The sequence below is a fragment of the Pseudomonas putida genome (assembly GCF_002906855.1).
Classification (GTDB): domain Bacteria; phylum Pseudomonadota; class Gammaproteobacteria; order Pseudomonadales; family Pseudomonadaceae; genus Aquipseudomonas; species Aquipseudomonas putida_N.
The window spans coordinates 417064-430166 of record NZ_MINI01000038.1 but is presented as its reverse complement, the minus strand read 5'-3'; the positions used below and the strand labels follow the sequence as shown (position 1 = coordinate 430166).

Annotated in this window: 9 protein-coding genes; 3 read left to right on the top strand and 6 right to left on the bottom strand. The window is 63.0% G+C overall.

From position 1 onward, the window contains the following. Positions 1–2 precede the first annotated feature (2 nt). Together desA and BGP85_RS14470 are read left to right on the top strand one after the other, a co-directional pair. Positions 3–1184: a delta-9 fatty acid desaturase DesA gene (gene desA / locus BGP85_RS14475; protein WP_103448567.1), complete on the top strand. Its 1182-nt coding sequence runs from the start codon at positions 3–5 to the stop codon at positions 1182–1184. Positions 1185–1325: 141 nt separating this feature from the next. Continuing rightward, on the top strand, positions 1326–2312 hold the full coding sequence (locus BGP85_RS14470) for a GGDEF domain-containing protein (protein WP_103448566.1): 987 nt from the start codon (positions 1326–1328) through the stop codon (positions 2310–2312). A gap of 43 nt (positions 2313–2355) precedes the next feature. Here the strand turns inward: BGP85_RS14470 and BGP85_RS14465 are convergent, their stop codons facing one another. The 5 genes from BGP85_RS14465 to BGP85_RS14445 all read right to left on the bottom strand — a co-directional run bounded on the left by BGP85_RS14465 (position 2356) and on the right by BGP85_RS14445 (position 11019). Next, entirely contained in the window at positions 2356–3651 is a 1296-nt protein-coding gene (locus BGP85_RS14465; protein WP_103448565.1) for a response regulator, read from the bottom strand. Between the two features lie 136 nt (positions 3652–3787). Beyond that, positions 3788–5065, bottom strand: coding sequence for a 4-aminobutyrate--2-oxoglutarate transaminase (gene gabT, locus BGP85_RS14460; protein WP_054887246.1), 1278 nt, complete (start codon positions 5063–5065; stop codon positions 3788–3790). Positions 5066–5247: 182 nt separating this feature from the next. Next, positions 5248–6690: an NADP-dependent succinate-semialdehyde dehydrogenase gene (gabD, locus tag BGP85_RS14455; RefSeq protein ID WP_103448564.1), complete on the bottom strand. Its 1443-nt coding sequence runs from the start codon at positions 6688–6690 to the stop codon at positions 5248–5250. A 297-nt stretch (positions 6691–6987) separates the two neighbouring features. Beyond that, a complete protein-coding gene (locus BGP85_RS14450) occupies positions 6988–8664 on the bottom strand; it encodes an aryl-sulfate sulfotransferase (protein ID WP_103448563.1) in 1677 nt (558 codons plus the stop codon). Positions 8665–8682: 18 nt separating this feature from the next. Beyond that, on the bottom strand, positions 8683–11019 hold the full coding sequence (locus tag BGP85_RS14445; RefSeq protein ID WP_103448562.1) for a TonB-dependent receptor: 2337 nt from the start codon (positions 11017–11019) through the stop codon (positions 8683–8685). 193 nt (positions 11020–11212) lie between these two features. On the opposite strand from BGP85_RS14445, the gene BGP85_RS14440 reads away from it, so the two are divergent. Continuing rightward, complete coding sequence (locus BGP85_RS14440; protein WP_103448561.1) at positions 11213–12127, top strand: LysR family transcriptional regulator; 915 nt, start codon at positions 11213–11215, stop codon at positions 12125–12127. 63 nt (positions 12128–12190) lie between these two features. Here the strand turns inward: BGP85_RS14440 and BGP85_RS14435 are convergent, their stop codons facing one another. Continuing rightward, positions 12191–13096, bottom strand: coding sequence for a TauD/TfdA dioxygenase family protein (locus tag BGP85_RS14435; protein WP_103448560.1), 906 nt, complete (start codon positions 13094–13096; stop codon positions 12191–12193). Positions 13097–13103: the final 7 nt, after the last annotated feature.

Below are 13103 nucleotides of genomic sequence, written 5' to 3'. Positions count from 1 at the left end.
CTATGTGGTACAACGGTCTGCTCGACTTGTCGGCCTGGCAACTGGTTGGCGTCACCCTGCTGATGACCCACGTGACCATCGTCAGCGTCACCATCTACCTGCATCGCTACTCCGCCCATCGCGCTCTGGACCTCAATGGCGCGCTCAAGCACTTCTTCCGTTTCTGGCTGTGGCTGACCACGGCACAGAACACCCGCGAATGGACGGCCGTGCACCGCAAGCACCACGCCAAGTGCGAAACCCCGGACGACCCGCACAGCCCGGTGTACAAGGGCCTGGGCACGGTGCTGCGCAAGGGCGCCGAGCTCTACCGCGAAGAGGCACGCAACCCCGAGACCCTGCGCATCTACGGCAAGAACTGCCCGGAAGACTGGATCGAACGCAACCTCTATTCACGCTACAAGCTCGGCGGCATCGTGCTGATGGCGGTCATCGACCTACTGCTGTTCGGCACCATTGGCATCACCATCTGGGCGGTCCAGATGATGTGGATTCCGTTCTGGGCCGCCGGCGTGGTCAACGGCCTGGGCCATGCGGTCGGCTACCGCAATTTCGAATGCCGCGACGCTGCCACAAACCTGGTGCCGTGGGGTATCGTCATCGGTGGCGAAGAGCTGCACAACAACCACCACACCTACCCCAACTCGGCCAAGCTGTCGGTCAGGCGCTGGGAGTTCGACATGGGCTGGGCGTGGATCCGCCTGTTCTGCCTGCTGCGCCTGGCCAAGGTGCAGCGTGTTGCGCCCATCGCCCACCGCGTCGAGGGCAAGGCCAGCCTGGACATGGACACAGCCATGGCCATCCTCAACAACCGTTTCCAGATCATGGCCCAGTACCGCAAGCTGGTGATCGGCCCGCTGGTCAAGCAGGAGCTGGCCAAGGTCGACGCTTCGGTACGCCACCGCTTCCGTCGTGCCAAGCGGCTGCTGTCGCGTGAAACCAGCCTGCTGGAAGACCGCCACCACGTGCGCATCGAGAGCCTGCTGGCCCACAGCCAGGCACTGAAGACCATCTATGAGAAGCGCCTGGCCCTGCAACAGATCTGGGCCCGCACCAGCGCCAATGGCCACGATATGCTGGCGGCCATGAAGGACTGGGTACACGAGGCCGAGGCCAGCGGCATCCATGCCCTGCACGACTTCGCAGCACAGCTGAAAACCTACTCCCTGCGCCCCACCGCCTGATAGCCGCTGATCGGCACGCCCTGCAACGGGGCGTGCCTGCTGGAACTTCCCCCCTGAAAATCCACTCAAACCCGGCACATCGCCCGCGCGGCGGGCCGGTTCGTGGCCGCGCGCCTTATCAATGAGAACTGCTCCGTGCTCATGGCCAAGAACCTCCCTCCGTCGTTGTCAGGCACCTCGCCTCCCGAAGCTGCGCAAACCTTGCTGGCCCTGCTCCACGCCCAGGGCGAGGTCGCCCGCCTGAGTGAACGCGAACAGCTCTACAGCTCGTTGCTCGACAGCGTCAACGCCGTGCTCTGGGCCTTCGACTGGGAAACCCGCCAGGTGCTCTACGTCAGCCCCGCCTACGAACGCATCTTCGGTCGCCCGGCCAGCCTAGTGCTGGCCGACTACAACGAATGGCGCGACAGCATCTACCCCGATGACCTGGAATTCGCCGAACGCAGCCTGGCCCAGGTGCTGCTCAAGGGCGCAGTGGAAGACCGCGAATACCGCATCCTCAACGCCAGCGGCCAGGTGCGCTGGCTCAGCGACAAGTGCTACATCAACCAGCAGAACGACGGCGACCGAGTGATCATCGTCGGCATCGCCGAAGACATCACCGAAAAGAAGCAGCTCGAAGGCGAATTGCAGCGCCTGGCCACCACCGACGTGCTGACCCAGAGCAGCAACCGCCGGCACTTCTTCGAATGCGCCCAACAGGCCTTTGATAGTGCCCGCGAAGACGGCACGCCACTGGCCTTCCTGTTACTGGACATCGACGACTTCAAGCGCATCAACGATAGCTACGGGCACCAGGAAGGCGACCAGGTGCTACAACGCATCGCCGACAGCGGGAAGGCCGTGCTACGCCGTGGCGACCTGTTCGGGCGTATCGGCGGGGAGGAGTTCGCAGCGGTATTCCCGGGTTGCAATGCACAGGTAGCCGAGCAGATTGCCGAGCGGTTGCAACGGGAAATTCAGCGGCAGGGCTTCAGCCATGGCGATGAGGCGTACAGCGTTACGGTGAGCCAGGGGCTGACCGGGCTGACGGATGAGGACGAGTCGCTGGACAGCTTGTTCGCCCGTGCCGATGCGGCGATGTATCGGGCCAAGCGGCAGGGCAAGAACCAGATAGTCCGAGGCTGACTGGGGCCGCTTCGCGAAAAGGCTGCGAAGCGGCCCCAGTGTCTCAAGTCGAAGTTTGGTCTTCTGGGGCAGACGGTTCCTCAGCCTTGGCATCCACCACTGGTTCTTTCACTTCCTCCTGCGGCTTCACCTCAGGATTCTCCACCTTGCGCAACCGGCTCAGCTCCGGCAACCCAACCTTCAGCAAGCGCGCGGTCTTGTTGTTGGCGATCTTCTCCAGCCCCTGATCCGCCGGCAAGCGTGCCAGCTGCCCGGCCAGGTTCAAGGCCAGGATCTCTCGCGAATACACCCCGCCCCCCAGCTGGTAGATCGCCGCAATCAGCTCGCGCAGGCTCAGCGGCAAACGCCAGCGGGTACGCAGCGCCGAGCCGAACGCTGCACCGAACTCATTGAGCGATAGCTGCACCCGGTCCTCGTCCAGCTCACCACCGGCCAGCCGCCACTCCTGCAGGCAGCGCAGCACCGCCAGGTCGCCCAGGCAATGCAGCAGGCCGGCGCAATAGCAGCGCTCCTGATCCAGTTCGAGCATGCGCGCCAGCGTGCGGGCGTACTCGGCCGTGTGCAGCGAAAGATTCCAGTAACGCGTGGCATGTTGCGTCAGCAGCGGGTCGCTCAGCCGTGCACTGCGCTTGAGGGTGAGGCCGAGAATCAGGTTCATGCTCTGGGTGCTGCCGAGCTTGTTCAGCGCCTGCATCAGCGTTTGCACAGGTGCGTCACGGTGCAGGCTAGCGCTGTTGGCAGCGGCGATGAGCACCGCAGTGATCTGCGGGTCGTCGCGCACTTCCTCTTCGAGCACCCTGAAGTTCAGGCCCTGCGGGTTCAGTGCACGCTTGATCGCCACCTGCACATCGGCGAACAGCGGCCCGCCGTCGGCGGTGGCGCGGCGTTGCTCGAGATAGGCCGGCAGGTTGGCGCCAGGCTGCAACGGCGGCACCGGGCAGGCGATCTGCTCGCCCACGGCCAGCAGCAGTTCTTCCAGGCTCTTGCGCAGCTTGTCCAGGTTCAGCGGTTTGCTCAGGTAAGCCGTGGGGTGCAGCGGCAATGCTTCGCGCACGCTGGCGCTATCGCTGCGGTCGCTCATGAGGATGAACGGCAGCCCCGGACCTTTGGCGCGCACCTTGCGCAGCAGGTCGAGACCATCGAGCCCCGCCAGTTCACGGGCCGCGATGATCAGGTCAGGTTTGCTGGCCAGCGCCGTGAGCGCCTGCGAGCCATCGGCGCAGACTTGCAAGCGGGCGTCGCAACGCACGCTGAGCAGCATTTCGCTCAGCATTTCGCGCACCCAAGGGTCGCCTTCGGCGATCAATACGCAAGGTGGGGTGGGGTCTGCAGCACTCATGGTCAACTCCTGGTTATCCCTGACACACAGTCCTTCGCAGCTTCCGAGGCGAATCCTGTCACCACCATAGCTTCACCCGGCTTTTCTGGGCACAAAAAAACCCGCCTAGGCGGGTTTTTTCATGAAGCGCGTCACATCAGGCGAGTTCAGCGAAGCACTCTTCGATGATGGCCAGGCCTTTGTCCAGCAGCGCGTCTTCGGCGGTCAGCGGAACCAGGATACGCAGGACGTTGCCGTAGGTGCCGCAGGACAGCAGGATCAGACCCTTGTCGCGTGCCTTGGCTACAACTTGGGCAACGGCAGCAGCGTTCGGGGTGTGGGTGCCTTTTTCGAAGACTTCCACAGCGATCATCGAGCCCAGACCACGGACGTCGCCGATGATCGGGTGCTTTTCCTGGATCTTGCGCAGGCCAGTGGTCAGGTGCTCACCAACGGCCTTGCTGCGGTCCAGCAGTTTCTCTTCCTCGAACACCTGGATAACGGCCAGGGCCGCGGCGCAGGCGATCGGCGAACCGGCGTAGGTGCCGCCCAGGCCGCCCGGAGCGATGGCGTCCATGATTTCGGCCTTGCCGCACACACCGGCCAGCGGGAAACCGCCAGCGATGGACTTGGCGAAGGTGGTCAGGTCAGGCGCAACGCCCATCTGTTCCATGGCGAAGAAGGTGCCGGTACGGCCAGCGCCGGTCTGCACTTCGTCGGCGATCAGCAGGATGCCGTGCTTGTCGCACAGCTCGCGCAGGCGCTTCATCAGCTCTTTGGGCGCTGGCAGGAAGCCGCCTTCGCCTTGTACTGGCTCGAGGATGATTGCGGCGATGTCGCGCGGCTCGGCGTCGTTCTTGAAGATGCGCTCGACCGAAGCGATGGCGTCGTCAACGCTGACACCGTGCAGTTCGCTCGGGAACAGGGCGCGGAAGATGCCACCTGGCATCAGGCCCATGCCAGCGGAGTACGGCACTACCTTGCCGGTCAGGCCCAGGGTCATCATGGTACGGCCGTGGTAGCCGCCGGTGAAGGCGATCACGCCAGCACGGCCAGTGGCGGCGCGGGCGATCTTGACGGCGTTTTCAACGGCTTCGGAGCCGGTGGAAACCAGCAGGGTCTTCTTGTCGAAGTCGCCTGGGACCAGCTTGTTGATTTTTTCGCACAGCTCGACGTAAGGCTCGTAGGCCAGCACCTGGAAGCAGGTGTGGCTGACCTTGGTCAGCTGCTCTTGCACGGCTGCAACCACTTTCGGGTGCAGGTGACCGGTGTTCAGTACTGCGATGCCGCCAGCGAAGTCGATCAGTTCGCGGCCTTCAACGTCGATCACGGTCGAGTTCTTCGCGGATTCGACGAAGATCGGGTGGATCTGGCCAACGCCACGTGGGACGGCGGCGACACGACGTTGCATCAGGGATTCGTTGGTCTTGCTCATAATGCCCTCATTTGCGCCGATCAGCGGCGCTTTTATTCGGGGGTGGCTGGGTGTGCTCGCGAACAGTATTCGTTGATCGACTGCCGTAAACGCCCTGGCCACCAGGTACTGCGATGTCAAAAAGGCCAGCGAGACGTCGCTCTCGCGCCCCGCTGGCAGAGGTAAAACCTTTTACCCGGCGATCAGACGCTGATGCACAGGTATTTGATTTCGAGGTAGTCCTCGATACCGTATTTGGAACCTTCGCGGCCCAGGCCCGAAGCCTTGATGCCACCGAATGGCGCGACTTCGTTGGAGATCAGGCCGGTGTTGATACCCACCATGCCGTATTCCAGGGCCTCGGCGACACGGAACACACGGCTCATGTCACGGGCGTAGAAGTACGAGGCCAGGCCGAATTCGGTGTCGTTGGACATGGCGATGACTTCGGCTTCGTCTTTGAAGCGGAACAGCGGCGCCAGTGGGCCGAAGGTCTCTTCCTTGGCGACAGCAGCGGTGTTCGGCACGTCGACCAGGATGGTCGGCTCGAAGAAGTTGCCTTCGATCAGCTTGCCACCGGACAGCACCTTGGCGCCTTTGCCAACGGCGTCGTCGATGTGCTCCTGGACCTTGGCGACAGCCTTGCCGTCGATCAGCGGGCCAGTGGTGGTGCCTTCTTCCAGGCCGTTACCGATCTTCAGCTTGGCAACAGCTGCGGCCAACTTCTGGGCGAAGGCGTCGTAGACGCCGTCCTGCACGTAGATACGGTTGGCGCAGACGCAGGTCTGGCCGTTGTTGCGGTACTTGGAGATGATCGCGCCCTCGACCGCCTTGTCCAGGTCGGCGTCGTCGAACACGATGAACGGAGCGTTGCCGCCCAGCTCCAGGGAAACCTTCTTGATGTCCTTGGCGCATTCTTCCATCAGCTGGCGACCGATCTCGGTCGAGCCAGTGAAGGACAGCTTGCGTACCAGGGAGTTGCCGGTCAGCTCGCCGCCGACTTCGCCAGCGCTGCCGGTAACGACGCTCAGCACGCCAGCCGGGATACCGGCACGGTTGGCCAGCTCGACCAGGGCCAGGGCGGAGTACGGGGTCTGCGACGCAGGCTTGAGCACCATGGTGCAGCCAGCGGCAAGGGCCGGGCCGGCTTTACGGGTGATCATGGCGGCCGGGAAGTTCCACGGGGTGATGGCCGCGGTAACGCCGATCGGCTGCTTGATGACGATCAGACGCTTGTCGGGCTGGTGGCCCGGGATGGTGTCGCCGTAGACGCGCTTGGCTTCTTCGGCGAACCACTCGATGAACGAGGCTGCGTAGGCGATTTCGCCCTTGGCTTCGGCCAGTGGCTTGCCTTGTTCGGTGGTCATCAGGCGAGCCAGGTCGTCCTGGTTCTCGATCATCAGTTCGAACCAGCGACGCAGCTTGGCCGAACGCTCCTTGGCGGTCAGTGCACGCCAGGCCGGCAGGGCCTTGTCGGCGGCTTCGATGGCGCGGCGGGTTTCCGCAGTGCCCATCTTCGGCACGGTACCGATGACTTCACCAGTGGCCGGGTTGGTCACATTGATGGTCTGGCCGCTGTCCGCATCCAGCCACTCACCGTTGATGAAGGCTTGCTGGCGGAACAACTGAGCGTCTTTGAGCTGCATGTCGGCTTCCCGAATTGTTGATTGTTTGAAAAGCGCCCAAGGCAGGGCATCGAGCGTTTGAAATCTCAAACGAATGCTAAGCGGCTGCTGGGGTGTTGGACAATAGGCTGTTCGAAAAAAAGAACGAATGGTCGAACAGTCCATCGAAAATTTCATAACCCTGCACAACGGCAACCGGCCCTTTCGCGGGGCAAGCCCGCTCCTACAATGACCGCGCAAACGCAGATCTTGTAGGAGCGGGCTTGCTCCGCGAAAAGGCCAGTACAGGTTAGACGAACGAGCTGAAAATAATGTGAATCAGAACGCCTTGGCCAGGTCGATCACCAGCGCCCGGTAACCAACGGAACCCGGCTGGCGGCTGTGCACCTTGAGCTCCACCAACACCTCCTGGGTCCCACGGCGCACCTCATTGAGCACCGTGGTGGTCAGTTTCTCGGGCGTGAGGAAGTTGACCGAAGCCGAATAGATGAACTGGGTATCGGTCTCTGGCCGGTAGGCAACCACCGAGGTCACCGGGCTGTACCACTCGTCGCCACGCTCTTTGCCGTACTCCCACACCTGCTCGACCGTGCCCTGGGCTTCATCGATCTTGTACTCCACCGCCCGGCTGTAGTTACCGCTGAGCTTGGTGGCCGCAAAGTCGCGGCCCCAGCCGTTGTCGAACACGGTCAGCGTGCCTTTGCCGGTGAGCCAGGCGGTGTGCTGGGTCCAGGACCAGTCGAAGCCTTCGCGTGCAACGGGGGTCAGGACCTTCTCGCGCAGGTGCTGCGGCCAGCCTCGTGGAGAAGCGAGAATCCACTTCACCTGCTTGTCACGGCCGATCTTGGCCACACCCTGATGGCGAGCTGAAACGATAATGCTGTCGTCATCGGCATCGTAGTCAATGGCATTGACGTGCGCCCAGTTACGCCCGGTGCCCACGCCCGGGGAATCACCGAACGGCAAGTCGCCTTCTGCCAGTTCGTTGGCCAGCCGATCATCCTGCTTCTGTACACCTTCAGGCAGTTGAATCGCCGCCTTGCCCAGGGTTTCCAGCAAGTCGCCACGATAGGGGTCGAGAATCTGGTTCAGGTCCCAGAAGTCCAACACGTCGCCTGCTTCATTGACCTCGATGATGTGGTCACGGATCGAGCGCACCCGCTTGCCATCCGGGCGCCGGTAATCGCTGGTGCCGACGCGCAGCAGGTAGGTGCCATTGACGGTTTCGCGAATCTCGTGGGAGAAGTCGGCGAACTTGTCTGGGAGGTTGCGCTGCCAGATGCGCCGGCCCAGCAGGTCGAACTTGGAGTAGGTCTGGCCCTGCCCCCAAATCAGCTTGCCGTCGCGGGTCTGCTGGAAGCCCATGGTCCCGCCCAGGCCGTCGCGGCGGTTGGAATCGTGGATCTGCTCGATGTCCAGGTACCAGCGCACGTCGCCATTGCTGTCGGCGATCCAGTTGTTGCCGACCTGGTCCCACTCGGCGGCGCCGCCCAGGCCGTTCCACTTGAAGGCGCGGCCACCGGGGATGTCACCTTGCAGATGGTTGAACAAGTACAGACGCTGTTCGAAGCCTGGTGCCACCTTGACCGGCTCCACCTCCGGCAGCGCGGCGGTCTGTTTCGCCACCACCGGCAGGCGCACGGCCGGGGCGTAGATCTGGTACTGCTCGCGGATGCGCTCGCCGTCGAGCTTGTAGGTCACCTCTACCTGGTTGACGTGATCTGGGTACAGGCCAAATACCGGGATGCCGCCGTAAGTCCACAGCGAGCGATCCGAAACCTCATAGGCGATGTCCACACCGCGCTCGCCGCGGCCGCGCACCCGCACATGGGCGTCACTCAGGCTGCGCCCACCGTCGCGGATGATCGCGGTCAGCGGCGCCAGGCGGTACGGGTTGACCACCACGTCGCCGAGCAGCGCCTCGGCGCGTTCGGGGACCTTGGCCGTGAGGCAGGCACCTTCGGGCAGTACGGGAGTTTCAGTCTGGGCATTCATGGCAAAGCTCCTTTTTACTCAGAAGTCGTAACGGGCGGTGGCGCCGAAGGTGCGCGGGGTACCGAGCACGCCGGCATAACCACCGTTGGCGGAGTTCCACAGGCTGGTGAAATAGGTCTTGTCGCCGGCGTTCTTCACCCACAGCGACAGGTCGACCACGCCGTCACCCTGGTCCAGGCGCACTCCGGCGGAGAGGTTGACCAGCGCGTAGCTGGGGATCTGGCCGAAGTCGGAATCGTCGATGGTGCCCACCGCCCTGGAGCGGAACGCGTAGCTGGCGGTGACGTAGGGCTCGACGTGCTGGCTGGCCTGCCACTTGTATTCGCCGTTGAGGTTGGCGATGTACTTGGAGGCGCCGACCACCTGGTGACCGGACAGGTCGCAGGTGGCCGTGGCATTGGCCAGGCTCACCTCTGGCGGGCACGGAGCGTCGTCGTACTTCAGGTAGCGGACGTCGTTCCATGAACCGTTGAAGTTCACTGTCAGGCCTTTGATCGGCAGCGCCGTGGCTTCGAATTCCAGGCCGCGCGAGCGCACGCTGCCGGCGTTGGCCAGGTATTGCACACGGTTGATCTGGTCGTAGACGTTGGCCTGGTAGCCATGCACCTCGGTCCAGAACAGGTTGGTGTTGAGTTGCAGGCGGTTGTCGAACAGTGTGCTCTTGAGGCCCAACTCGGCGTTGTTGGCCCGCTCGGTGCCTACCAGCAGTGAGTCGGTGCCCAGGCGTGGCGCGGCACCGACGGTGAGGTTCACGCCACCAGACTTCTCGCCGTGGGTCAGGGTCGCGTAACCCAGCAATTGCTCGTTGAAGCGGTAGCTCAAACCGAGCAGGCCGGAGGGGCTGAAGCTGTACTGGTTGAGGTCACCCGAGTCGTACGCCCCGACCCTGCCCTGGCGCGCAGCAGCCGCAGCCCCGGTCACGGCAGCACCGCCGGTTGGCGCATCGCGGGTCACCCAGGCGCTTTTTTCCTCGTAGGTGCCGCGGATGCCGGCGGTGAAGTCCAGGCGCTCAGTGACATGCCAGGTGCCCTGGGCGAACAGCGCGTAGCTGTCGGTATCGATATGGCCGTTGCCGATGGTGTCGACGTTGGCCAGGGCGCCGGCCGGGGTGAGGTTCCAGATGTCGGCCTGGGGGCCGTAATAAGTGAACGACTTGTTGTCCAGGTCCTGCTTGAAGTAGTACGCACCCAGCACATAGTCGAAGAGGCCACCGGTAGGCGACGCCAGGCGGATTTCCTGCGAATACTGCTTGTCGCGCACCGATACCCCGGCGCTGTAGAACACCGGTACATTGAGGCCGTCGTCGTTGCGCGGGGTGAAGTCCCACCAGCGGTAGGCGCTGATCGAGGTCAGGGTGAAATCATTGGGCAGAGTCCAGTTGGCCTCGACCGAAGTACCGCCCTGGAACACCGTCACCTGCTGGTCGGCATCGAAGTTGACCTTGCGATCCTTGCCCGACACCAGCGTCGCGCCGGCCTGGGCCGCCAGGCTCTCGTAACGGTTGACGCCATTGATGGTCGGCCCGGTGCTGTACAGGCTGAGGATGCCGTTGTTGGAGTCTTCCTCGTTGTACTCGCCGATCCAGCGCAGATTGAAGCTTTCGCTCGGTTGGTACAGCAACTGGGTTCGAAAGCCCTGGCGCTTGCCGCCATTAAGCTCATCGCCGTTGTAGATGTTCTTCACATAGCCGTCGTCTTCGGTGTGGTAGGCGCTGATGCGCCCGGCCAATGTCTCGGTAATCGGCCCGGAGTAGCTGCCTTGGGTCTGCAGGTAGCCGTCCTCGCCAATCGACTGCTGGATGCTCCCTTCCGGGTGAAAGGTCGGCTTGCGCGTGGTGATGTTCAGCACCCCCGCCGTGGTGTTCTTGCCGAACAGCGTGCCCTGCGGGCCACGCAGCACTTCCAGCTGCTCGACATCGAGCAGGTCGAACACCGCCATGCCCGGGCGGCCGAGGTAGACGTTGTCCAGGTAGATACCAACGCTGCCTTCCAGGCCATCGCTGGCCGGGTTGTTGCCCAGGCCACGAATCGAGATGCTCGACTGCCGTGCATGCACATAGGCGACGTTGGTGCTGGGCACCAGCTGTTGCAGATCCTGCACACGGTAGATGCGCTGGGTTTCCAGGGTTTCGCTGCTGAGCACACTGATTGGCGTGGGCACACTCTGCGCGGTTTCTTCGCGGCGACGGGCATTGACCGTGACAGTGCCAAGCTTGGCTTCCTGTTCAACAGCCAGGGTAACGCTGACGGGGTCTTCGGCAAAGCTGCCGTTGGATGCCGCCAGCAACACGCCGGCGGCCAAGGGTTGCAAGGTGAAACGCGACGCGCGCGCAGGCCAACGGGAAAGTCCGGACATGCAAATGCTCCTTGAGGCGTGGGCCCTGGGCGAGCATTTCCGTTGGCGGAACCGAATCGCGGTCAGTTGGGCTTATATTCTTTTAAGAAATATAAATATTTGTAATTCATATTTTGTGGAATAAGTGACTCCCTTTATAAGGGGACTCGCCCTTGTCAGCAATTGCATTTGACCGAAGGTTTTAATGTAGAAAATGCATATCGATCTGCGTCAGCTGCGCCACTACATTGCCCTTGTCGAGCACCGCAGTTTTGTCGCCGCAGCTGCGGCAGTAAACCTGTCGCAATCGGCCTTCAGCCGCAGCATCCAGACCCTGGAACACAACATCGGCTGCCGCCTGGTCGACCGTGCCAGCAAGGAACTTTCACCCACCCGCCAGGGCCTGCTGGTGCTGGAGCACTCGCGGCGCCTGGTGCATGGCGCGCATAATCTGGTCAATGAGATCCACCAGTTCAATGGAGCCACCACTGGCGTGGTGCGCTTCGGCTCCGGCCCGGCACCCGCAGGCGGCTTGGTGCCGCGGGCAGTGGCGCGCTTCGTGGCCGAGTACCCGGCGGCGCGCACCTGCTTCCAGGTGGATAACTGGCAGGTGCTGAACCGCAAGCTGATTGCCGAAGAGATCGAGTTCTTCGTGGCCGATACGCGCCAGTTCGAGTCCGACCCGGATTACCGCGTGCACAAGCTGGCACCGCAGCGCTGGCACTTCTGCTGCCGGGCCGGGCACCCGCTGACCGAGCAGGCCGAGGTACGCGCACGGGATGTGTTCGACTACCCGCTGGCAACCACATTCCGCCCGCCGAACATTCGCAAGATCCTCAGTGATCTCAGCGGCCGCCAGGACTTTCTGCCGACGGTGGAGTGCGAGCATGGTTATGCGCTGCTGAATGTGGTGATGCATTCGGACACCATTGGCATCGCCTGCAATGCCAACTTGCGGCCTTACCAGATGGAGCGGGGGCTGGTGGCATTGAAACTGGTGGACCTGGCAGCGGAGCAGGAAGAGGCGTTCTATACCCGCTATGGGGTGGTGAGCCGGGTGGGGTATGGCTTGTCGCCGTTGGCTCAGGGGTTGGTCAGGCAACTGATTGCCTGTGATACCGAGACATGAGGCATTCGGTGGAATCTCTGTAGGAGCGGGCTTGTCCCGCTCCTACAAGACTCACTGCAAGGCTTAGCCTTTGCGGGTTGTGAGGCTCAACTGCCCATCCACCCCGACCGGCACTTCCCCGGCCAGGGTCACTCGACGAACGATCCGCGGCTGGGTGCCGTAGTCATCTACCGCATAATGCTGCGTGGCGCGGTTATCCCATATCGCCACATCCCCCGCCTGCCAACGCCAGCGCACGGTGTTCTCCAGCCGCGTCACATGCCCCTGCAGCACCGCAAACAGGTGCTGCGAGTCGGCCAGCGAGTAGCCCTTGATGCGCTTCACGAAGTGCCCCAGCTGCAACACCCGTTCTCCACTGATCGGGTGCACCCGCACCACCGGGTGCTCAGTCTCGTACACGGTCGAGGTGAACACCTTGCGATAACGCTCAAGCTTGGCCGGGTCGACATCGGGCTTGATGCTCGCGTAGTCATATTCATTGCTGTGCACCGCCCACAACTTGTCAGCCAGCTCGCGCAGTGGCTCGGGCAGTTCCTCGTAGGCCGCCGCCGTGTTGGCCCAGACGGTATCGCCGCCGGAAGCCGGCGCCACCACGCTGCGCAGGATCGAGGCCTTGGGGTAGGCATCGACGAAGGTCACGTCGGTGTGCCAGGAGTTGGCACGCTGGCCTTCAGCACCGTCCAGTTGCAGCAGGTAGCTGGTGCCGTCCACCACAGGCACGGTGGGGTGGGCAACCGGCTCGCCGAGCAGCTTGGCGAAGCCTTCCTGGCTAAGGTCGTCCAGGTGAGCCTGGCCACGGAAGAAGATCACCTTGTGCTTCACCAGGGCAGCCTGGATGGCATCGATGGTAGCGGCGTCGAGGTCGGCGGACAGCTTCAATCCACGGATTTCGGCGCCGATGCGGCCGGCAACCGGGTGGATGTCGAGTTCGAGGGCGTGTGGCGCGGAGGCCAGTGCGGCATTGCTCATGGTCGTG

Bases quoted from the DNA above. Each gene is read 5' to 3' on its own strand.
- BGP85_RS14470 (WP_103448566.1), top strand. From the start codon at position 1,326: ATGGCCAAGAACCTCCCTCCGTCGTTGTCAGGCACCTCGCCTCCCGAA.
- gabT (WP_054887246.1), bottom strand. From the start codon at position 5,065: ATGAGCAAGACCAACGAATCCCTGATGCAACGTCGTGTCGCCGCCGTC.
- desA (WP_103448567.1), top strand. From the start codon at position 3: ATGTGGTACAACGGTCTGCTCGACTTGTCGGCCTGGCAACTGGTTGGC.
- BGP85_RS14465 (WP_103448565.1), bottom strand. From the start codon at position 3,651: ATGAGTGCTGCAGACCCCACCCCACCTTGCGTATTGATCGCCGAAGGC.
- BGP85_RS14440 (WP_103448561.1), top strand. From the start codon at position 11,213: ATGCATATCGATCTGCGTCAGCTGCGCCACTACATTGCCCTTGTCGAG.
- BGP85_RS14445 (WP_103448562.1), bottom strand. From the start codon at position 11,019: ATGTCCGGACTTTCCCGTTGGCCTGCGCGCGCGTCGCGTTTCACCTTG.
- BGP85_RS14435 (WP_103448560.1), bottom strand. From the start codon at position 13,096: ATGAGCAATGCCGCACTGGCCTCCGCGCCACACGCCCTCGAACTCGAC.
- gabD (WP_103448564.1), bottom strand. From the start codon at position 6,690: ATGCAGCTCAAAGACGCTCAGTTGTTCCGCCAGCAAGCCTTCATCAAC.
- BGP85_RS14450 (WP_103448563.1), bottom strand. From the start codon at position 8,664: ATGAATGCCCAGACTGAAACTCCCGTACTGCCCGAAGGTGCCTGCCTC.